Below are 20,330 nucleotides of genomic sequence, written 5' to 3' on the forward strand. Positions count from 1 at the left end.
AATTTGTAAAATTGACTAGCTCTCAGGCGGCAGCGGCTTCGCGGACTTGTTTGGCCGCCGCCTTCAGAAGGGCCTGAGCCAGATCGGGATCGTTGACGACGCGCGATAGCATCAGCGCACCGACCATCGTCGAGAGAATGGCCATCGCTTTGCCTTTGGGCTTCTCGCCGTTGGTTTTGGCAATCAATCGGCTGAGGATTTCGAGATGGTCTTTGATCCCGGTTTCGAATGACGCTTTCACGTCGCTGCCCTGTCTGGCGACGTCTGAGCCGAGCGCCACGATCGGGCAGCCGTCCATCTTTTCGTCGCGGTGCTCCGGACTGAGATAGAACGCGACCACCGCGCCAAGGGGATCCTCAGGTTTCGCCGCGGTCGCGGCCGACCATCGGAGGGTGGCGCTCTCCAATGCCCGCCTGGACGCCTGCGCGGCCAAGTCCTCCTTTGACGCGAACTGCTTGTAAAAGGCGCCTTGCGTCAGGCCGGCACCCTTCATCAGATCCTTGAGGCCGATGCCATCAAAGCCGCACTCCCGAAAAAGGCGACTGGCCACATTGATTACGGTTTCGCGGTTTTCCGCTGCCTGAATGCGACTCACTCGCATGTCGATCTCCGTTTTTTTAGATTGCGTTCGAAATCTATATCAGATATAGAGTTCGAACGCAATCTATTTGGTGAGGCGACAGGACCATGAAAAAGAGACCCATTATTGTGCTGGGGAGCATCCTGATCGCGGTGTCCGGGGTGGCCGCGTTCGTCGCACTTTCCATTCGCACGCAGGCAGCCACCGCCGTGAGCGACCCGCGGCAGGAACCGCCGATCGTCAGGCTGGTGACAGCTGCGCGGGTGGCCGGATCCGAGCGCGGCTTCACAGGCATCATTGGGGCGCGAGTCCAGAGCAACCTCGGTTTTCGCGTCGCCGGCAAGATCGTGGAACGGCTTGTGAATGCCGGTCAGCAGGTCAAAGCCGGTCAGCCGCTGATGCGGATCGACGAAACTGACCTTCGCCTTGCGGTCACGGCAAAGCGCAACGCCGTTGCTGCAGCGCGGGCATCTTTCGTTCAGACCGAAGCGGATGAACAGCGATACGCCAAGTTGGTGAGCAACGGATGGGCTTCCCGACAGCGCTACGAGCAAGCGAAGGCCGCGTTGGATACCGCCGAGGCGCAACTCGCCACCGCCGAGGCTGATGCGCGGGTCTCCGAGAATGAGGCGACTTACTCGGTCCTGGTCGCGGACGCAGACGGAACGGTGGTCGAAACGCTTGGCGAGCCCGGGCAGGTCGTCTCGGCCGGCCAGACAGTCGTTCGGATCGCAAAGGCCGGCCCGCGCGAAGCGGTGGTTGCGCTTCCCGAAACGATCCGGCCGGCCATCGGCTCCGCGGCCGAGGCCCGCGTGTATGGGGCCGATGGGCAGCGCTATACAGCGCATCTGCGCCAGTTGTCGGACGCCGCCGATGCTCAGACCCGCACCTATGAGGCCCGTTATGTGCTCGACGGTGAGGCCGCGCTAGCCCCGCTTGGCGCGACGGTAACCATTCGGCTGGCGAGCCAGGCAAGTCAGCCGGAAGTTCAGGTGCCGCTGGGAGCCGTGCTCGATGACGGCCGGAAGACAGGTGTTTGGGTCCTGGACAGCGCTACGTCGACCGTACGCTTTCGGCCCGTCAAACTTGTTCGGGTGAGCAGCGAAACCGCTGTGATCTCCGGACTGAGCTTTGGTGATCCGATTGTTTCCCTCGGCGCTCATCTCCTGCAGGAGGGCGCTCGCGTCAGGACGGCCTCTGAAAGCAGAAGCAACTGATGAATTTCAATTTTTCCGCGACCGCCGTTGGAGAAGTCAGATGCTGTACAGTTACTTTGTCGAGAAAGAGATCCGAAAGACCTTCGACCACGTCAACAATCATCGCTGGGATGAAGCGGTGAAAGCGGTCGCGCCGCATGTCCATCACCGCGTTTCCGGCGCCCACGCGCTTGGTGGCGAGCGCCACGACAAAGCAGCCCTGCGCCGCTGGTTTGAACGCCTCGGCCGCGTCCAGCCCACTCTCCATCTCACGGTCAACAAGATCTGGGTGAAGGGCTGGCCGTGGAATACCACGGTGTTTGTCCAGTGGGACGGCACCGCAATGCTGCCCCATGGCGACGCGTCGTACGTCAACCGCGGTCTCCACGTGTTCACCCTGCGGTGGGGCAGAGTCCATGCACTCGAAGAATTTCAGGATTCACAGGAAGCGGCCCGTGGGCTTGCTGTCCAAGCGGCAGCCGGCCTCAAGGAAGCTGTCGCCGAACCGATTGTGAGCTAGCAGAAGCGCAGTCAGAGGCCGCGTTCTCTGGGCAAGCGGGGTTCACGCGGCGCCCACCTGCTGCAGGACGGTGCGAGCGTCAAGGACGAACGGCGAGGAAAAAGCCAAATGCTGAATTTCAATCTTTCCGCGATCGCCGTTCGCGAACGGGCCGTAACCCTGTTCTTCATCGTTCTGCTGGCGGCCGCGGGCGCCTACGCCTTCCTCATGCTCGGGCGGGCGGAGGATCCTTCTTTCACCATCAAGACGCTAACGGTCACGACGGTATGGCCAGGCGCGACGGCGCGCGAGATGCAGGATCAGGTCGCCGAACCCCTGGAGAAGCGGATTCAGGAACTGACCTGGTACGATCGGGTGGAGACGACCACACGGCCAGGTTATGCGTACATGACAGTTGCCCTGAAGGACAGCACACCGCCATCCAGCGTGCAGGAGGAGTTCTACCAGGCCCGCAAGAAGCTTGGGGATGAAGCACGCAAGCTGCCGCCCGGTGTGCTCGGCCCCTTCGTCAACGACGAATATTCGGACGTGAGCTTCGCCCTTTATGCCCTCAAGGCGAAGGGTATGCCGATGCGGGAACTCGCCAGGCAAGCCGAGGCCATTCGGCAGGACCTCCTGCACGTATCCGGCGTCAAGAAGATCAACATTCTCGGTGAACGTCCCGAACAGATATTCATCGAGTTTTCCTACGCCAAACTGGCAACCCTCGGCGTGTCGGCGCAGGATATCGTTGCCGCCTTGCAGCGGCAGAACACCCTCACACCGGCAGGCTCGATCGATACTAAGGGGCCGCAGGTCTTCATCCGGGTCGACGGCGCTTATGACAGCGTGCAGGCGATCGCCGACACGCCGATCGTCGCTGCGGGGCGGACGCTGAAACTCTCCGACATCGCCGAAGTCCGCCGCGGCTACGAGGATCCTCCCACCTACCTCATCCGACACCAGGGTGAGCCTTCCATCCTGCTCGCGGCGGTCATGCAGGAAGGCTGGGATGGCCTCGCGCTTGGCAAGGCGCTGGAGGAGCGGTCCGCGGCTATCGCCCGGACGCTGTCGCTCGGGATGACCCTGGCCAAGGTCAGCGACCAGGCGGTCAACATCACCTCGGCGGTTGACGAATTCATGATGAAGTTTGCGATGGCGCTCGGCGTCGTGCTGCTGGTGAGCCTGCTCAGCCTCGGCTGGCGCGTCGGCATCGTCGTGGCGGCTGCCGTCCCCCTGACCCTTGCCGTCGTGTTCCTGATCATGCTGGAAACCGGCCGGTTCTTCGACCGCATCACGCTCGGCGCCCTCATCCTGGCGCTTGGTCTTCTCGTGGACGACGCCATTATCGCCATCGAGGTGATGGTGGTGAAAATGGAAGAGGGCATGGACCGCATCAAGGCGGCGGCCTACGCGTGGAGCCACACGGCGGCACCGATGTTGTCGGGCACGCTCGTGACGGTCGCCGGCTTCCTGCCGGTGGGCTTCGCGCGCTCGACAGCCGGCGAATACGCCGGCAACATCTTCTGGGTCGTCGGGTTCGCCCTCATCGTCTCCTGGATCGTCGCGGTGATCTTCACGCCCTATCTTGGCGTCAAGATGCTGCCCGCGATCAAACCGGTCGAAGGCGGTCACCATGCGATCTACGGCACACCGAACTATCGGCGCCTGCGAAGCCTCATCACCTTCGCTGTACGCCACAAGTTCGTAACCAGCGCCATCGTCGCCATCGCCTTCGCGCTTTCCGTCGTCAGCATGGGCGCGGTCAAACAGCAGTTCTTCCCGACGTCCGACCGCCCCGAAGTGCTGGTGGAGGTTCGTCTGCCGGAAGGCACCAGCATTGGGACCACGACCGCCACAGTCGAGAAGCTTGAACACTGGCTGGACCAGCAGTCGGAGGCCAAGATCGTCACGAGCTATGTCGGTCAGGGCGCTCCCCGATTCTTCTTCGCGATGGCGCCGGAACTGCCTGATCCGGCCTTCGCCAAGATCGTCGTGCTCACGCCGGATGAGGGGGCGCGCGAAGCGTTAAAGCACCGGCTCCGACAGGCGGTGTCAGATGGGCTTGCACCTGAGGCCCATGTGCGCGTCACTCAGCTTGTGTTCGGACCCTACACGCCGTTCCCGGTCGAGTTTCGCGTCATGGGACCTGATCCCACGCAGTTGTACGCGATCTCTGAAAAAGCCCTCGATATCATGCGCGGCGTTTCCGATGTGCGGCAAGCGAACCGCGATTGGGGCAATCGCACACCCGTGCTCCGCTTCATCCCGGATCAGGATCGACTGAACCTCATCGGCCTCTCACCAGCGGAGGTGGGCCGGCAGCTGCAGTTCCTTCTCACCGGCGTCGCCGTGACCCAGGTCCGCGAGGACATTCGCAATGTCCCCATCGTGGCACGCAGCGCCGGCGGCGAGCGGCTGGATCCGGCGCGTCTGGCGGATTTCTCACTGATGAGCCGGGACGGCCGCTCGATTCCGCTCGACCAGATCGGCCATTCGGAAATCCGCCTGGAAGAGCCGATTATGAAGCGCCGCGATCGCACACCCGTCGTCACGATTCGCTCGGACATCAACGAGGCGACACAGCCTCCAGAGGTCTCCAAGGAGATCAAGACGGCCCTTCAGCCGCTGATCGCATCGCTGCCGGCCGGGTACCGCATCGATTTGGGCGGATCGATCGAGGAGGCAACCAAGGCCAATGACGCGTTGGCGACGGTCTTTCCCGCCATGATCGCCGCCATGCTGATCGTCATCATGCTGCAGGTGCGATCCTTCTCGACGATGGCCATGGTCATGCTGACGGCACCGCTTGGCCTCGTCGGCGTCGTGCCGATGTTGCTCGCCTTTAACCAGCCCTTCGGATTCAACGCTATTCTGGGCCTGATAGGACTGGCCGGCATCCTGATGCGCAACACGCTGATCCTGACCGAACAAATCAAGGAGAACCGTGCTGCCGGCCTTGATGACTATCACGCCGTCATCGAGGCCACGGTGCAACGCACGAGGCCCGTGATCCTGACCGCGCTTGCTGCCGTGCTGGCCTTCGTCCCTCTCACGCATTCCGTCTTCTGGGGATCGATGGCCTATACGCTGATCGGCGGCACCGCGATCGGCACGGTGCTGATCCTGCTGTTCCTTCCTGCGCTCTATGCTGCGTGGTTTCGGATCAAGCCAACTGCAGACGAACTCCATGTGGACTCAACGGAGGAATTGGAATTGCGAACAGCAATGGCTGCCGAGTAGAACTCGGTTGTCGCAGGAGACGGTTTCAAATTCTAGTCGGGCTGGCTTCGTTCGATCATACGCAGGCCAGCAGATGATCTTCCCGCTTATGGATGATCGTCTAGGTCGAGACTCGCTGGATGGCGTTGCGCAAGGAACCTTGGGCAGCATCGACCATCGCTTCTCCGCCGCGCCCATGATGGATTGGGGCGAGAGTTCAAGTTCTCCCATGAGTTAAAGGGCGGCGTGTGCACGATGTGTGCACCGGGAGATCCAGGAAAATCCAGCGACAACCAGAGTGGGCAAGCTAAACCGAACGCGCTGAGGTGTCAGCGGCGGGAAGGGGTTGCCAGAGCGGACCTGTACTTTCCCTGGCCGCTAGGGAAAGAGGCGAGGTTTATGGATTGGGGGTGTTAAGTTCGCGGGGTAGGCGCGATTTCGCGATGACGCAGTGGATTCCCTTGTTGCCGTCGACCATTTGAGTAACTCTTAGGTCGGCTGCAATCGAGCAGAGCGTGTAGGCATCCTGGGCGCTGAGTCCCGTATGGTCCCTGATCAACACGATCATGTCGCGCAAAGCTGCTTTCGCAGCGTCGTCGAGATCCTCGTCGAACCCCATTGTGATCCAATCCGCAGGCGTTTCGGCTCGGGGCGACTTCAGCTGGAGATCACGGCGGATGTGGAATTCGAACGTCCCGGTCAAGGCAGCCTCGATCGCGGTGAGACAGACCTCTCCATCGCCTTGAAGAGCATGACCGTCGCCCGCGGCAAACAGCGCGCCGGGTACGAAGACCGGAAAGTAGACCGTACTGCCGACGCCGAGTTCCTTGTTGTCCATGTTTCCGCCGAACGCCCTCGGCTCCCTGGACGAGAGCCTTCCCCAACTCGCCGGCGGTGCCACGCCAAAATTGCCGAAGAAGGGGTTGAGCGGTAATTCCTGTCCCCACGGCAACCTGGCGATGTTGCGCTCGCGGTCGAGTGGGATGTGGATGCGCCGAAATTCAGGAAAGTCCTCCGGCAAGGTGCCGAGCATCGGGACCTGTAAATTCCAGCCCCAATCTGCACGCAACTGGATATCCAGAACGCGCACCTCGAGCACGTCACCGGGTTCAGCACCCTCTATGTGAATGGGTCCGGTCAGAAGATGTGGACCCGGTCCCCGAAATGCGCTCTCCAGGACTTCTCTGTGTCCGGGAACGACGCCGAAGCCGAGCGAAGGGTCGGGAATATCATCGGGCTCGCCGGATAGGGTCTCGATGGTGACACGATCCCCGGAAGCAATCCGGAGAACCGGCTTTAATGTCCCGTCCCAAAGCCCCCACTGCACATTGCCGGGCTCCGAAGGCAAGTAATGATCTGTCATCGCTCCTCAACCCTTGACGGCGCCGAGTGTCAAGCCGCGCACGATGTGCCGTTGCAGCACGAACACCACGGCAAGTACGGGCAATAGCGCTGTCATGCCGACCACCGCCATTTCACCCCAGCGCACGCCCTGACTTGTGATCAATTTGGGGATCGACACCGGCAGCGTTTGCACCGCTTTGCCGCCCAGCATGAAGGCGAACAGGAACTCATTCCATGCGAAAATGAAGCAAAGCACGGCGGTCGCCACAATGCCGCTGCGTAGCAAGGGAAAAACGATCCGCCGAAAGACCTGAACACGCGACCATCCTTCGAGGGTGGCTGCTTCCTCCAGTTCAACAGGGAGGTCGCGACAGAAGCTGCGCAACACCCAGACATAGAACGACAGATTGAATGTCATATAGGCGAGCGTAAGCCCGATGAAGGTATCCAGCAGTCCGAGTTTGGCGAAGATCAGATAAAACGGAATCACGAGGCAGACCGGGGGCGCCATCCGGGTTGCCAGAGTGAACAGGAAGAGATCGTCCTTCAATTTCATCTCGAAGCGCGCGAACGCGTAAGCCGCAGGCGTGCCAATGATCACGACGAGTGCGGTCGAGACTAGGCAGAGAACGAAAGAAGTCAGCAAGCTCCAGTGGAAGCCTTGCGCCAATACGTAGTTGAAATGCTCGAACGTCGGTGCAAACAGCCATACCGTGGGCCGCGCGAACATCGCGTCGTTCGGCTTCACCATCATCGACGCCATCCAGAAGATCGGGAACAGCATCACGACGGCGTATGTGACCGCGATCGAGGTCCAGAAGATGGCTCTGGAGCTTTCGGCGCTGCCCGCAATTTTGGCCATTGTGCTCCTCAGAAGGCATTCAGTCGCTTTTTCGCGACCTGATAGAAAATGTTGCAGAACACGAAGAAGGCAATCCATACCAGCACCGCAAGCGCCGATGCTTCCCCGATATTCCAGAACTCGAAAGTCATCTTGTTGGCGAGAATGCTTGGTGTCTCGGTTGAAATGCCAGGTCCACCTCCGGTCAGGATGTAGACAGTATCGAACACCTTGAAGGCGTCGATCAGGCGCAACAATCCGATGACCACCAGAAGCGGCGCGAGCATGGGGGCGGTTATGTGGAAGAAGACCTGAACGGCATTCGCGCCATCCACCGCGGCGGCGCGATAGGGTCCAAGCGGCAATGCCTGCAGCCCGGCGAAGAATGCCAGCATCATGAACGGCGTCCATTGCCAGATATCAACAAAGATCAGCGCATAAAGCGCGAGACCGGGCGAGGCGAAGGCCGAGGTCTGGCCGATCAGATGAAACCGCTCCAGCACATTGTAGGAGATAAGGCCCCAGGATCCCGCCAGCATGATCTTCCACAGCAGCCCGACGACAATCGGCGCCATCATGGTGGGCATGAAGAGCAGGGGGATCAGGATCGACCGGCCTTTCACATGCTGGTTGAGTACCAAAGCGCCGATGAGCCCGAGCATGAATTCGATAGGGACCGCAATGCAGACGAAGACAAGCGCCACGCCGATCGAGTTCCAGAAGCGGGTGTCGGCCAGCAAATGAAGATAATTGTCAAAGCCGATGAAATCGGTGACGCGCCCGAACTTGGCCGCATGGAAGCTGAGATAGACCGTGTAGATGAACGGGACGAGCGACACCAGGGTCAGCGTGATCATGGTCGGCGCAATCAGCAGATACGGATACCAGAAGCGCTCGCGGGGCGCTTTGGCAGCATTTGCCGGCATGGCTTCAGTAATACTCGTCAACGCGTGTCTCCGGCTGCGAAGTCATCGGCCGGAGACCACCCTTGGTGCCTCCGGCTCGATCATCGAACTTGCAAGTTCGAGCTAAAAGTACGGGAACAGCAGAACTACAGCAGGCAGCTCGTGCAAAGCTTGAGCATCTCCGCCTGTCCCTTCTTGGCGGCATCCGCGGGGCTGATTTTGCCAAGTCCGACCTCCTGGGCGATGCTGCTCAGCATGTCGTAGAGTTCGTAATATTTCGGCATCTTCGGCTTGGCGGATGAGATTTCCAGCGTGGACTGCATCGCCGCGAACAGCGTCTTGTTTGGGTTGTCCTTGATGGCTGGCAGCGCCCACGAGCTTGACCGGATCGGCACGCCGCCCTGGCCGAGCGCGATCAGCTTGTCCTGCTGCTTCTTGTCGGCCAGCCATTCCAGAAACAGGAAGGTGGGCTCCGCATTCTTGCTGGCCGCGCTTATCACGGTCACCGAAGGCTCGGCCTCGGCGCTGCGCGCCGTGCTGCCCGCCTTTGTCGGCACCGGCGCATAGACGAACTTGCCGGCGAAGGGCGAAACGCCGGGCCTGTCGACACCGAGCACAAAATCGGACCAGGCGATGGTCTGAGCGGCGATGCCGTTGCCCATCACGGTTGGTACGTCGACCAGCGAGTATTCGGCGATGCCGGGCGGTGCGAACTTCCAGAGCTGAGCCCACATACCCAGCGCTGCGACGTTCTCCGGCGTGTCGAAGTTCGGCTTGCCGGCGGCGTCGACGATGTCGCCTCCGTAGTTCTTCATGAAGTTGTTCCACAACACGCCAAAGGTCGAGCCGCCCTTGATACCTTCGAGCACGATGCCGTAGAAATCGCTTTCGAGCGGCTTGCCCGCGAGCTTCTCACCCTTTTTGCGGGTGAAGAACTCGGCAATGTCCCGCATCTGCTCGATCGTCCTGGCGGGCGCGAGGTCGTAGCCGTACTTGGCCTTGAACGCCGTTTGTTCCTCCGGATCGCTCAGGAGGTCGCCGCGGGCCCAATAGACCTGGTTGTAGTTCCAGTTGATGAAAGCGTACTGCTTGTCCCTGGCGAAGGCCGCGGTCTTGTACGGCCGCTGGATGAAGTCGGCGGTGGCCAGATTGGGATCGGCCAGTTTGGGATTCTTCACGAGATCATCGATCGGGCGGATCACGCCGGCCGAGATCATCGGTCCAAGCTGAAAGCCGTGCATCATCACGGCGTCATAGTAGCCACGGCCCGACAGCATGTCGGCCTGGCCTTTGTTGATGACTTCGAAATGATTGAGCAACTCCCATTCGACCTTGATGCCGGTCTCCTTCTCGAACTCGGGGACGATCTTCGATAATGTCTCCTGCAGTGGCGTAATCTCATCGAGCACGCGAATGGTGGTGCCTTTGTACGGCTTCGCCGCTTCCGCATAGAAGCTTGCGGGCTGGGCATAGCCAGGAGAGCCAGAGAACGTGGTCACCGCACTCCACGTGGCAGCGGCCACAAAGCCGGCGGTGAGATACCAGGTCATGCCTTTCATCGCTCGTTCCTCTCGGTTACAGTTCACTTTGGTTAGATGAGTGCGCCAGCGTCGCGCCGGTGACACCGTCGAATAGGGTCATTTCGTCATCTGGAAACAGAATGCCGACGGGCTTTCCGACGCTACCGGCACCATCCGCTGCCGCCATAGTCGCTTTCACCTTGACGAGCAGGCTGCCAAGATCGACCGTGACGATCGCGTACTTTCCGAACGGCTCGTTCGAATAAATCTCCCCCGGTATGGCGCCTGTCGTCTCGATGGCCTCGAGCCGCAGGCGGTCCGGCCGCACGCCCAGCGTTACATTCTCGCTGCCCGTGAGCACGGCGGCAGCGGCGAGCGGAGGAGGCAAGGGAAGATTCATGCCGCGGCGTTGAAAGCTCAGCGCACCGCTCTCCCGCTTGAGAAGGCCGGGAATGAGGTTCATCGGGGGATCGCCGAACAGGCGCGCGACGCGGACGCTCGCCGGTCGCAACCAAATGTCTTCCGGTACTCCGACCTGCTCGACTCGTCCGCCGTCGATCACGACGACGCGGTCGCCCACGGAGAGAGCCTCGCTGCCGTCTGGAGTCGACCAGATGACAGGCGCCGGCTGCGCAGTCAGCCGGCGACGTATTTCGCCACGCAATTTGTGGCGTAGCTTGGCGTCGAGGTGAGAGATCGGTTCATCCAGCAGGAAGACCGCCGGCGTCTGCACCAGCGCCCGCGCCAATGCTGCCCGCTGCTTCTGTCCGCCCGAAAGTGCTCCCGGCAACCGGCCATCGAGCTGAGAGATTTCGAGCAGTTCGAGTATCTCGTCAACGCGGCGATTGGCCGACGTTAGATCCATCCGACCGGTTGACCGGTTCGGCGCCTGCAACGGCGAAAGCGCATTCTGCCGTACCGTGAGATGCGGATAGAGGGCGTAGGATTCAAACAGGAATGCGATGTTGCGCAGTCCTGCCGGTTTCGCAGCGAGGTCTTGCCCGCGCAACAGCAGCGTTCCCGCGTCAGGCCGCTCCAGTCCCGCCAAAATTCGGCAGAAGGTCGTCTTGCCGGCACCGGATGGGCCTGTCAGCGCCACCAACTCGCCTGGTGCGACGTCGATGCCGATATCCGTGAGCACTCGCGCATGAAAGCTCTTCGAGACGCCGCGCACGGTCAGGCCCGCGCCGACGGCATCTGCCGTCGCAATCGCGGAGGGCGCTGGCTTGACGCGCGCGTTCATGCCGCCACCGCGAGATTGCGGCCACTGCGTGTGTCGAACACCAGGACGCGCTCGGCATCGATCTGCAGCCGGACAGCATCGCCGGTGCGCCAGGACGAAGGTCCGCCAATCTCCGCGACGAGGCTCTCCGCGGTACCATCGACGCCTTCCAGTCTGATCGTCAGGACGTCGGCGTCCCCCCGCGGCTCACGATAGACCACGACGCCTTTCGCGCCGCCATCCTCCGTTACCGGACTGACGCCAATATGCTCAGGATGGATTCCGGCCGTGACGGCAGCACCATTGTGTCGGGCCAGCTGAATTCCGCGGCGGTCGCCGAGTGCTGCCGTCCAACCCCGACCGACCAGTTTGCCATCGTTCAACTGCGCGACAAGAAGGTTCATCGGCGGTTCGCCGATAAAGTTGGCCACGAATAGATTGGACGGCCGCTCATAGAGATCCTGCGGCGAGCCCACCTGCTGCAATTCGCCGAGGTTCATCACCGCGATGCGGTCCGCCATCGCGGTGGCTTCGGTTTGATCGTGGGTGACCAGGATGGATGTGATCCGCCGTAGCTTCTGCAGCCGCTTGATCTCGGCGCGGAGTTGCACCTTCTGATCGGCATCCAGATGCGACAGCGGTTCATCAAACAGAATCACTTCGGGATCGCGCACCAGGGCACGCCCGATCGCAACACGCTGCTGCGCGCCGCCGGACAGTCCCTTGACGTCATGGTCGGCTTGTTGCCGCAGCCCGAGAAGCTGAAGGACTTCGCCGATCCGCCCGGCCGCCTTCTGTCCCGAGATGCCACGAAGCCTCAAGGGAAATGCAACATTCTCCCAGACCGTCATGTGCGGATAGAGCGCATAATCCTCGAACACCATGGCGATGTTGCGCTCACCAGGCGTCAGCCGGGATACCGCTCGTTCGCCAAAGTAGATCTCGCCGGATGTAATGCGCTCGATGCCGGCGGCCATCTTGAGCGTCGTGCTCTTGCCGCAGCCCGACGGGCCCAGCAACGCAAGCATCTCTCCGCTCTCGCAGGAAAGATCGAGAGACTTCACCGCATCGACATCGTCATAACGCTTGGAAACCGCGGCAAAGGCGATGGATGACATCGGACACATCCAATACGAAGTACACTTCGTATTTTGTCAGCAACAATCATGCCATGGGCGGTGGCGAGCCGAAGGCAGCGGAAGACCAACTCAAGCAAGATTGAATCATGAAGACTGGTTGCCATGGCGATCCGCAGGTGTCCGAGCACGCGAATGGAGAAAGCCGATCGGCGCTTATAAATTATGCAGGTCAGCTAAAAAGTCGGCAGCGTGGTGCGGCGTCGCCTTAGCCAAATAGGGCAGGAGGACTGTCGCGATTGGCGTTGCCCGCGACAATGCGCTGCATCATGTCGATGAAGGAAGTCCGTTCCCGTTCGGTCAAATTGCCGAGCGTCGCACGATGCGCAGCCCGGGCCGAGGTCTCGATTTTGGCGAGAAGTGCAGCGCCGGCCGGCGTCAGCTTGCAGAGTCGGGCGCGACGGTCCTTGTCGTTGATGGCTCTTTCGACAAACTTTCGGGCGGCCAGGCGCTTCAATGCTCCCGTGGTCGTCGTCCGATCCAGGGCAATATCGGCCGCCAATGTGGTCTGATCGGCAGTTTCCCGGGCCGCAAGCGCGGAAAGCAAGCTGTATTGCAGCGGCGTGATCTCGAATTTGCCGCATGCTTCCTGGAACAACGCTACATGGATCTGATGCAGCCGCCGGATCAGAAATCCCGGCCGTTGTGACAGCGGCCAGGGGCGATGCTTGCTCTCGCCGCGACGATTTTTTGTCTTCCGCAATGCACTCTCCCAGCCTTGGAGCACGGGGCATGTAGCTCGATTCGAACGCCGGCACCTCACGCTGATCATGGCACGAGCTTTGCTTTTGTAAAATACGAAGTATGCTTCGTATCTCGGAAGCGGGGGATCAGCCCGCCGGCTGAACGTAGAGGAGACCGCCATGTCCATCAGCGCCAGCTTTGACCAGCTTCTGCGCGGCGGCCGGGTGATTTGCCCGGCCTCAGGCATCGATGGCGTCAGGGACGTCGCCATTCGCAACGGCAAGATTGCAGCCGTGCAGCCTGACATTTTGCCGACCAGCGCCAAGGAGGTAGTCGACGTGACCGGCAAGCTGGTATTGCCCGGCCTCATCGATACGCACGCTCATGTCTATCAGTATGTAACGGGCCGCTTCGGAATGAATGCCGACATGGTGGGCGTTCAGTCTGGCGTCACGACGCTGGTTGATCAGGGCGGTCCGTCATGCATGACGTTGCCGGGTTTTCGGCACTTCGTCGCCGAGCCTGCGAAGTCGCGCGTTTACGCGTTCCTGTCAGCCTATCTGGTCGGTGGTCTCGAGGGGCACTATTATCCCAAGCTCTACAGCCCTGATGGCGTCGACATCGACGCCACCGTGAAGTCGGCCACGGCCAATCTCGACATCGTCAGAGGCATCAAGGCCCATGCGGAGATCGGCGGTTTTGCGCGCTGGGGCATTCGTGTCATCGAAATGGCGGCCGAGATCGGACGCCGCGCGGACCTTCCGGTCTATGTGCACTTCGGCCAGCTCTGGGGCCTGCCCGAAAGCGGCACCAACGGCGAAGACGTCGATACGATTCTGGAGCGCGTGATCCCGTTGCTGCGCGAGGGCGACGTGCTGGCGCATCCGTTCACGCGCCATCCCGGCGGTTTCGTCAACCGTGAGGGTGACGTGCATCCCGTGATTCAGGCGGCGCTCGCTCGCGGCTTGAAGGTGGACGTCGGTCACGGCAGCCATTTCTCCTATCGCCTCGCCAGGAAAGCCATAGCCGCGGGCATCATTCCCACCACGCTCGGCGCGGACATTCACGGTTACAACACCCACGTGCCTGCGCCTGCCGGCACGCCCGACCAGCATGAAGATGACGAGAACCATCCGTTCGCCGGGCAGGCAAAATTCAGCCTGGTCCAGGCGATGAGCTCGATGATGGCGCTCGGCCTTGCGCTTGAACAGGTCGTGCCGATGGTCACATCCAATCCGGCCAGAATGCTCGGCCGTTCCAACGAAATCGGCGCCCTCAAGGTGGGTATGGAAGCCGACGTCTCGGTGATCGGAGAGCAAGCCGGACGATTCGCCCTTCGCGACAACGAGAACAACGAAGTCATCGCCGAACGTCTGCTGCAGCCGGCGTTCTGTCTCCGTGCGGGCACGCGATATGACGCGGTGGCACCAATACTCCCGCAGGCGGTTGCGGCGTAACGGGCGGCGTCAGTCCGATCGAGGAGAATGCCACAGTGCGCAATGAGCGCGATTTTCCCTACGCGGGTGGCGCGGGCGCCGGACAAGGCGTCGGTGTCCGGCTGCCGCGAAAGGAAGACGACCGCCTGATGCGTGGCCGTGGCCAGTTCGTGGCCGACATTCGTCTTGCCGGACTGCAGGACGTTGCGTTCGTGCGCAGTCCCTTGGCGCATGCACGGATCCGCGGAATACAGGTGCCGGAGCAGTATCGCGGCTGCGTCTTCACCGCGGCCGATCTGGTCGGCGTCAATCCGATCCGTGCCGTGTCTGCGCTGCCGGGCTTCAAGATCTCCGAACAACCGGTGCTCGCTACCGGCAAGGTGCGTCAGGTCGGCGAACTCATCGCGATGTGCGTCGCCCCGACACGTGCCGAAGCGGAAGACATTGCGGCGGCAGTGACGCTCGATCTGGAAGAACTTCCGGCTGTCTACGACATGCGAAAGGCGCGGGAGCCGGGTTCGGCTCTGGTGCACGAGCATTGGGGCGATAACGTATTCCTCGAAACCAATTTCGAAGTGGATATCTCGTCGGCGCTCGACGCGCCGATCAAGGTGTCGCGCGAGATATCGACGGCGCGGCAGTGCATGTCGCCGCTCGAGGGCCGTGGCGTCGTCGCGACCTTCGATGTCAGGCTTGACCAGCTCACGCTCCATTCCGCCGCGCAGATGCCGCATATCACGCGCAGCGGCCTTGCCGAATGCCTCGGCATGGAGCAGGGCCAGATCCGTGTCATTTCGCCCGACGTTGGCGGCGGATTCGGGCATAAGGGGATTTTGCTACCGGAAGAAGTTTGTCTGTCGTGGCTGACGATGCGCCGCGGTCATCCGGTGCGCTGGACCGAGGATCGCCGCGAGCATCTCACCGCAAGCTCCAACTGCCGCGAGCATCATTACAAGATCACGGTCTATGCCGATCGGGACGGCCGGCTGCGCGGTATCGACTGCGAGGCGACCGTCGATTCCGGCGCGTACTCTTCCTATCCGTTCTCGGCGTGCCTCGAGGCGGCGCAGGTCGCCAGTATCCTGCCAGGACCTTATTTGATGCCGGCCTATCGCTGCCGGACGTTTTCCGTCGCCACCAACAAGTGCCCGATCCTGCCTTATCGCGGCGTCGCCCGCACCGGCGTCTGCTTCGCGCTGGAACTGATGCTCGATCTGGTCGCAGCGGAAGCGGGGCTGGAGCCGGGCGAAGTGCGCCTGCGCAACTTGGTGCGGCCCGAGCAGATGCCGTTCGACAACATCACCAGGAAGCACTTCGACAGCGGGGATTATCCCGAGGCGATGCGCCGCGCCTTGGCGTCCATCGACGTCGAGGGCGTGCGCGCACGTCAGCGCAAGGGCGAAGCCGACGGCCGCCGGATCGGCGTCGGCGTCTCCATCTATTGCGAGCAGGCCGCGCACGGGACGTCGGTCTATGCCGGCTGGGGCATCCCGATGGTGCCCGGCCACGAACAGGCGTCCGCGCGGCTGACGCCGGACGGTGGCCTCGAACTCCGCGTCGGCGTGCATTCGCATGGCCAGGGCATGGAGACGACGCTGGCCCAGGTCGCGCATGAGATGCTCGGCGTCGATGTCGGCAAGGTGCGTATTGTCCTCGGCGACACGGCGATGACGCCTTACTCCACGGGAACCTGGGGGTCGCGTTCGATGGTGATGGCCGGCGGCGCGGTTGCAACCGCGTGCCGCGAATTGGGCGAACGCGCCAGGCGGATCGGCGCCAAGCTGTTGCAGCATGATCCGGCGGCAGTGGTGCTGCAGAACGGCGAGGTTCAAGGCGTCAACGGCAGCGTCACGTTGAAGGAGATCGCGCACACCTGGTATCGCCGTCCGCAGGATCTGCCGCCCGATGTCGATCCGAGCGGTCTCGAAGTCACGTCCGGCTACAAGCCGCAGCGCGATTCCGGGACCTTCAGTTATGCCGCCCACGCTGCGGTTGTCGCGGTCGATCCCGACCTGGGCGAGGTCGAAATCCTTGATTACGTCATCGTCGAGGACGGCGGCGTTCTCGTCAATCCGATGGTGGTGGACGGTCAGATCTATGGCGGCCTGGCGCAAGGCATCGGCACCGCGCTGTACGAGGAGATGCTGTTCGACGCGTCCGGGCAGCCGCTGGCGACGACGCTAGCCGACTATCTGCTGCCCGGTCCGACCGAGGTGCCCGCGGCGCGTCTCGATCACATGGAGACGCCGTCGCCCTATACCCAGTTCGGTGTGAAGGGCATCGGTGAGGGCGGTGCGATTGCTCCGCCGGCTGCGATCGTCAACGCGATTAACGATGCGCTGCGGCCGCTTGGCGTGGAACTGATGCAGTCACCCGTTACGCCTTACCGTGTCGTCGAGGCGATCCTGGCCGCGCGCGACGCAGAGAGGCCTGCGGCATGAAACCGGCGCCGTTCGGCTACGAACGTCCACGCGATCTGCAGGCGGCACTTGCCGTGCTGAGCGAGGCTGACGCCTCCAAAATCATCGCTGGCGGTCAATCGCTTGGGCCGATGCTCAATCTGCGACTGGTGGAGCCGGAGCTGATCGTCGATATCTCCGGGCTTGCCGAGCTCAAGCAGGTCGAGCGTCGCGGCGACGAGCTCGTTCTCGGGGCCTGTGTCACCCACGCCGACATCGAGGACGGACGCATTCCGGACGCCACACGCGGCGCCATGCAGGGCGTTGCCGGCAACATCGCCTATCGCGCCGTTCGCAATCGCGGCACGGTTGGCGGATCCCTCAGCCATGCCGATCCCGCGGCAGACTGGGTTTCGGCGCTTTCGGCGCTGGGGGCGAAATTGACGCTGCGTAGTCTGTTGGGCGCGCGCACAGTCACGATGCAGGATTTCATCGTCGGTGCGCTGGAATCTGCGCTGCGTGCCGGCGAGATCGTGGAGACGATCCATGTTCCAGTGAGGCCGGCATCGGCGCATTGGGGGTATGTCAAGAGCTGCCGCAAAACAGGCGAGTTCGCGCATGCGATCGCCGCGGTCCTGATCGATCCGAGCGCCGCAACGGCCCGAATCGTAATCGGGGCGATCGATGCCGCACCGATCGTCATCACCGATGCGGCGGAATTGTTCGGCGGACGCATTGCCGGCGACTACAAGGATCGTTTCGACTCGCGGGTGGCAGATGCACTTCTGGCGAAAGCCGGCGTATCGAGCGCGGCCCATCGTCATATTCATGTCAGCGTGCTGAAGCGCGCGGTCAGCGAGGCTGCCGCATGAGCATGATCGAACTCAGCGTGAACCAACGGGCGGTGCGGGTATCAGCGGAGCCCCGCACCAACCTCGCGGATTTCGTTCGCGACAAACTCGATTTGACCGGTACGCATCTCGGCTGCGAACACGGCGTCTGCGGCGCGTGCACGGTTTTGCTCGACGGCGTGCCGGCGCGTTCGTGCATCACCTATGCGGTGGCCTGCGAAGGGGCGGAGGTCACCACGATCGAAGGCCTTGACGAGGACAACGTTACGACAGAGCTGCGCGCGGCCTTCACCCGCGAACACGCGTTGCAATGCGGTTACTGCACGCCGGGAATGCTGGTCTCCGCGCGCGATCTGGTGCTGCGGCTGCCGCAGGCCGACGAGCGGCTCATCCGGGTCGGATTGAGCGGCAATCTGTGTCGGTGCACCGGCTATGTCGGTATCGTGCGGGCGGTCCAATCCGTGATCGAAGCCCGGCGCGCACGCAATATCGCGCCCGAACCGGACGGCGGACGAAAGATCCTGGGTCCGGTTGGCTCAGGTCGAAGTGGTTATGACGGCGCCGACCGGGTCGAGCGCATCCGGCCGGCAACAAGCGAACCAGTGCCGCCGGAAGCGGTCAGCTCGGTTGTCGCGATTCCGGATTTTATCCCCGCCACCGTCCTCGATCAGCAGTTCGATATCGCTCATTCGCCCGAGCGGGTGTTTGCGATGTTCGACGACATCGCCGCGGTCGCAGCTTGCGTTCCCGGCGCATCCTTGACGGCGGCGCCGAAACCGGAGCGCGTCGAAGGTGAACTCCGCGTCAGGATGGGACCGATAGGCGTGACCTTCTCCGGTGCCGCGCGGGTCGAACGCAGTCCGGCCGATATGTCCGGCCGCATCGTCGGTATCGGCAATGACCGGCGCAGCCGGTCTTCGACGCAGGGCGAAATTCGCTATTCGCTGGTGCCGATCGCGCAGGGGACGCGCGTTGATCTCTCCATCGGGTACACCCTGACTGGAATGCTGGCGCAGGTCGGAAGACCGGGGCTGGTGCGCGATCTCGCGGCACGACTGATCGCGGAATTCGCCGGCAATCTCGACCGCCGCCTGTCGGGTACGTCACCGCGCGATACCACTCCGGCCGAGCTGAACGGGATGGCGCTGGTTTTCGGTCTGCTGCGCGCGCGGGTCGCGCGCTGGTTTGGTCGTTTCTCGTCCGACAAGGGCGGAGCGCCATGATGGATCGACGTTTCCGCGCAACCGGGAACAACGAGGTTTGGACTGCGGATAGATTAACAGCGTGAGATTGGAGAACCATATGACACGGACCTTCAGAATTGTGCCGGCGATAGCGCTGGCGGCTGCTTTCCTGGGCGGCGCCGCCCATGCTCAAACCATCAAGATCGGCGTCAATGAACCGCTCACCGGCGCTTTCGCCGCTTCCGGCACCTATGTCGTCAACGGCGCCAAGATCGCCGCCGACGAGATCAACGCGAAGGGCGGAATTCTCGGCAAAAAAATCGAACTCGTCATCGAAGACAACAAGAGCAATCCGACGGAAGCGGCCGCCGTCGCCGAGAAATTGATCACCAGCGACAAGGTGCCGATCCTGATGGGCGCATGGGGCTCGAGCCTGACGCTGGCCGTGATGCCCAAACTGATGGAATACGAAGTGCCGATGGTGGTCGAGACCTCCTCGTCGGGCAAGATCACCACGACGGGGAATCCGTTTATCTTCCGTATCTCGCCGCCGTCGGCGATCGAGGCTGCAGCCTTCAAGGGGATTGTCGACAAGCTCGAACTGAAGAAGGTCGATTTTCTCATCATCAACAACGACTGGGGTCGCGGTACCGCCGAGGACTTCAGCAAGATGATGAAGGAGAAGGGGATCACGGTCGGTGCCGTCGAGACGATGGACCAGGGCGCGCAGGACATGAGCGCACAGCTTTCCAAGCTCAAGGGTACCGATTCCGAGACCATCATCGTGACGACGGCGGTCGACCAGCTCACGCTTATCTTCAAGCAGGCGGCGGCGCTCGGCCTCAAGAAGCGCATTATCACGACCGGCGGTTCGCAAAATCCGGATCAGATCATCGCGCAGGCAGGTGCTGCCGCCAACGGCACCATGCACCTGACGACGTTCCTGCCCTGGTTCCCGGAGAAAACGCCGAATCCGGAAGCGACCAACTACTTCATCGCCGAATGGAAGAAGCGCGGCTTCGACTTCGCCGGCTGCACCGAGAGCTTCCGCGGCTATGACGGCATTCGCACCGCGGCAGCCGCGATCGAGAAAGCGGGCAAGGCGGAGCCTGCGGCGATCAAGGCGGCGCTGTGGGACATCAAGATCAAGGGACTGAATGGCGACATCGTGTTCAAGAAATCCGGTCCCGCAGGCAAGGAAAGCGGCCAGAGCCAGCCCAACGTCTATCTGATCGAAATCACCGACGGCAAGATCGGCATGAAGACGCTTTGACGTCACGTTGCTGACCGGCGAGGGCCGCGGTGAACGCG

16 protein-coding genes are annotated in these 20,330 nt (G+C 62.1%); 8 read left to right on the forward strand and 8 right to left on the reverse strand.

From position 1 onward, the window contains the following. Positions 1-22 precede the first annotated feature (22 nt). Positions 23-601 carry a TetR/AcrR family transcriptional regulator gene (locus ACSQ84_RS02980; protein ID WP_436210149.1) on the reverse strand — a complete coding sequence of 193 codons (579 nt, stop codon included), beginning with the start codon at positions 599-601 and terminating at the stop codon, positions 23-25. 86 nt (positions 602-687) lie between these two features. Here ACSQ84_RS02980 and ACSQ84_RS02985 point away from each other — a divergent pair, with 86 nt between their 5' ends. The 3 genes from ACSQ84_RS02985 to ACSQ84_RS02995 all read left to right on the forward strand — a co-directional run bounded on the left by ACSQ84_RS02985 (position 688) and on the right by ACSQ84_RS02995 (position 5,518). After that, complete coding sequence (locus tag ACSQ84_RS02985) at positions 688-1,797, forward strand: efflux RND transporter periplasmic adaptor subunit (RefSeq protein ID WP_436210150.1); 1,110 nt, start codon at positions 688-690, stop codon at positions 1,795-1,797. A 40-nt stretch (positions 1,798-1,837) separates the two neighbouring features. Continuing rightward, positions 1,838-2,296, forward strand: coding sequence for a nuclear transport factor 2 family protein (locus ACSQ84_RS02990; RefSeq protein WP_436210151.1), 459 nt, complete (start codon positions 1,838-1,840; stop codon positions 2,294-2,296). 111 nt (positions 2,297-2,407) lie between these two features. Further along, positions 2,408-5,518: an efflux RND transporter permease subunit gene (locus ACSQ84_RS02995; protein ID WP_436211160.1), complete on the forward strand. Its 3,111-nt coding sequence runs from the start codon at positions 2,408-2,410 to the stop codon at positions 5,516-5,518. 376 nt (positions 5,519-5,894) lie between these two features. On the opposite strand, the gene ACSQ84_RS03000 is transcribed toward ACSQ84_RS02995, so the two are convergent. The 7 genes from ACSQ84_RS03000 to ACSQ84_RS03030 all read right to left on the reverse strand — a co-directional run bounded on the left by ACSQ84_RS03000 (position 5,895) and on the right by ACSQ84_RS03030 (position 13,336). Continuing rightward, the gene (locus ACSQ84_RS03000) at positions 5,895-6,860 is read right to left on the reverse strand and encodes an acetamidase/formamidase family protein (RefSeq protein WP_436210152.1); all 966 of its coding nucleotides are present in this window, start codon (positions 6,858-6,860) and stop codon (positions 5,895-5,897) included. Positions 6,861-6,866: 6 nt separating this feature from the next. Beyond that, a complete protein-coding gene (locus ACSQ84_RS03005; RefSeq protein WP_436210153.1) occupies positions 6,867-7,703 on the reverse strand; it encodes a carbohydrate ABC transporter permease in 837 nt (278 codons plus the stop codon). Between the two features lie 8 nt (positions 7,704-7,711). Beyond that, the gene (locus tag ACSQ84_RS03010) at positions 7,712-8,629 is read right to left on the reverse strand and encodes a carbohydrate ABC transporter permease (protein WP_436210154.1); all 918 of its coding nucleotides are present in this window, start codon (positions 8,627-8,629) and stop codon (positions 7,712-7,714) included. A 104-nt stretch (positions 8,630-8,733) separates the two neighbouring features. Continuing rightward, positions 8,734-10,146, reverse strand: coding sequence for an extracellular solute-binding protein (locus ACSQ84_RS03015; protein WP_436210155.1), 1,413 nt, complete (start codon positions 10,144-10,146; stop codon positions 8,734-8,736). Positions 10,147-10,162: 16 nt separating this feature from the next. After that, on the reverse strand, positions 10,163-11,281 hold the full coding sequence (locus tag ACSQ84_RS03020; RefSeq protein WP_436210156.1) for an ABC transporter ATP-binding protein: 1,119 nt from the start codon (positions 11,279-11,281) through the stop codon (positions 10,163-10,165). 65 nt (positions 11,282-11,346) lie between these two features. After that, positions 11,347-12,447 carry an ABC transporter ATP-binding protein gene (locus ACSQ84_RS03025; protein WP_436210157.1) on the reverse strand — a complete coding sequence of 367 codons (1,101 nt, stop codon included), beginning with the start codon at positions 12,445-12,447 and terminating at the stop codon, positions 11,347-11,349. 226 nt (positions 12,448-12,673) lie between these two features. Continuing rightward, positions 12,674-13,336, reverse strand: a complete 663-nt coding sequence (locus tag ACSQ84_RS03030) for a MarR family winged helix-turn-helix transcriptional regulator (protein WP_436210158.1) — start codon at positions 13,334-13,336, stop codon at positions 12,674-12,676. Here ACSQ84_RS03030 and ACSQ84_RS03035 point away from each other — a divergent pair. The 5 genes from ACSQ84_RS03035 to ACSQ84_RS03055 all read left to right on the forward strand — a co-directional run bounded on the left by ACSQ84_RS03035 (position 13,329) and on the right by ACSQ84_RS03055 (position 20,292). Then, the gene (locus ACSQ84_RS03035; RefSeq protein WP_436210159.1) at positions 13,329-14,606 is read left to right on the forward strand and encodes an amidohydrolase/deacetylase family metallohydrolase; all 1,278 of its coding nucleotides are present in this window, start codon (positions 13,329-13,331) and stop codon (positions 14,604-14,606) included. The two genes, ACSQ84_RS03030 and ACSQ84_RS03035, sit on opposite strands and share 8 nt — an antisense overlap. Positions 14,607-14,623: 17 nt before the next feature. Next, positions 14,624-17,026 carry a xanthine dehydrogenase family protein molybdopterin-binding subunit gene (locus tag ACSQ84_RS03040; RefSeq protein ID WP_436211161.1) on the forward strand — a complete coding sequence of 801 codons (2,403 nt, stop codon included), beginning with the start codon at positions 14,624-14,626 and terminating at the stop codon, positions 17,024-17,026. After that, the gene (locus tag ACSQ84_RS03045) at positions 17,023-17,856 is read left to right on the forward strand and encodes an FAD binding domain-containing protein (RefSeq protein ID WP_436210160.1); all 834 of its coding nucleotides are present in this window, start codon (positions 17,023-17,025) and stop codon (positions 17,854-17,856) included. The genes ACSQ84_RS03040 and ACSQ84_RS03045 overlap by 4 nt, the downstream gene beginning before the upstream one ends. Next, complete coding sequence (locus ACSQ84_RS03050) at positions 17,853-19,058, forward strand: xanthine dehydrogenase family Fe-S subunit (RefSeq protein ID WP_436210161.1); 1,206 nt, start codon at positions 17,853-17,855, stop codon at positions 19,056-19,058. Before ACSQ84_RS03045 ends, ACSQ84_RS03050 begins: the two co-directional genes overlap by 4 nt. Positions 19,059-19,137: 79 nt before the next feature. After that, a complete protein-coding gene (locus tag ACSQ84_RS03055; protein WP_436210162.1) occupies positions 19,138-20,292 on the forward strand; it encodes an ABC transporter substrate-binding protein in 1,155 nt (384 codons plus the stop codon). Positions 20,293-20,330 lie beyond the last annotated feature (38 nt).

The sequence above is a fragment of the Bradyrhizobium sp. LjRoot220 genome, assembly GCF_964252915.1.
In the GTDB taxonomy this organism is placed as follows: Bacteria; Pseudomonadota; Alphaproteobacteria; order Rhizobiales; family Xanthobacteraceae; genus Bradyrhizobium.

Coding starts and splice junctions, on each gene's coding strand:
- ACSQ84_RS02990 (WP_436210151.1), top strand. CDS start 1,838: ATGCTGTACAGTTACTTTGTCGAGAAAGAGATCCGAAAGACCTTCGAC.
- ACSQ84_RS03030 (WP_436210158.1), bottom strand. CDS start 13,336: ATGGACATGGCGGTCTCCTCTACGTTCAGCCGGCGGGCTGATCCCCCG.
- ACSQ84_RS03055 (WP_436210162.1), top strand. CDS start 19,138: ATGACACGGACCTTCAGAATTGTGCCGGCGATAGCGCTGGCGGCTGCT.
- ACSQ84_RS03025 (WP_436210157.1), bottom strand. CDS start 12,447: ATGTCATCCATCGCCTTTGCCGCGGTTTCCAAGCGTTATGACGATGTC.
- ACSQ84_RS03000 (WP_436210152.1), bottom strand. CDS start 6,860: ATGACAGATCATTACTTGCCTTCGGAGCCCGGCAATGTGCAGTGGGGG.
- ACSQ84_RS03045 (WP_436210160.1), top strand. CDS start 17,023: ATGAAACCGGCGCCGTTCGGCTACGAACGTCCACGCGATCTGCAGGCG.
- ACSQ84_RS03015 (WP_436210155.1), bottom strand. CDS start 10,146: ATGAAAGGCATGACCTGGTATCTCACCGCCGGCTTTGTGGCCGCTGCC.
- ACSQ84_RS02980 (WP_436210149.1), bottom strand. CDS start 601: ATGCGAGTGAGTCGCATTCAGGCAGCGGAAAACCGCGAAACCGTAATC.
- ACSQ84_RS03035 (WP_436210159.1), top strand. CDS start 13,329: ATGTCCATCAGCGCCAGCTTTGACCAGCTTCTGCGCGGCGGCCGGGTG.
- ACSQ84_RS03050 (WP_436210161.1), top strand. CDS start 17,853: ATGAGCATGATCGAACTCAGCGTGAACCAACGGGCGGTGCGGGTATCA.
- ACSQ84_RS02985 (WP_436210150.1), top strand. CDS start 688: ATGAAAAAGAGACCCATTATTGTGCTGGGGAGCATCCTGATCGCGGTG.
- ACSQ84_RS03005 (WP_436210153.1), bottom strand. CDS start 7,703: ATGGCCAAAATTGCGGGCAGCGCCGAAAGCTCCAGAGCCATCTTCTGG.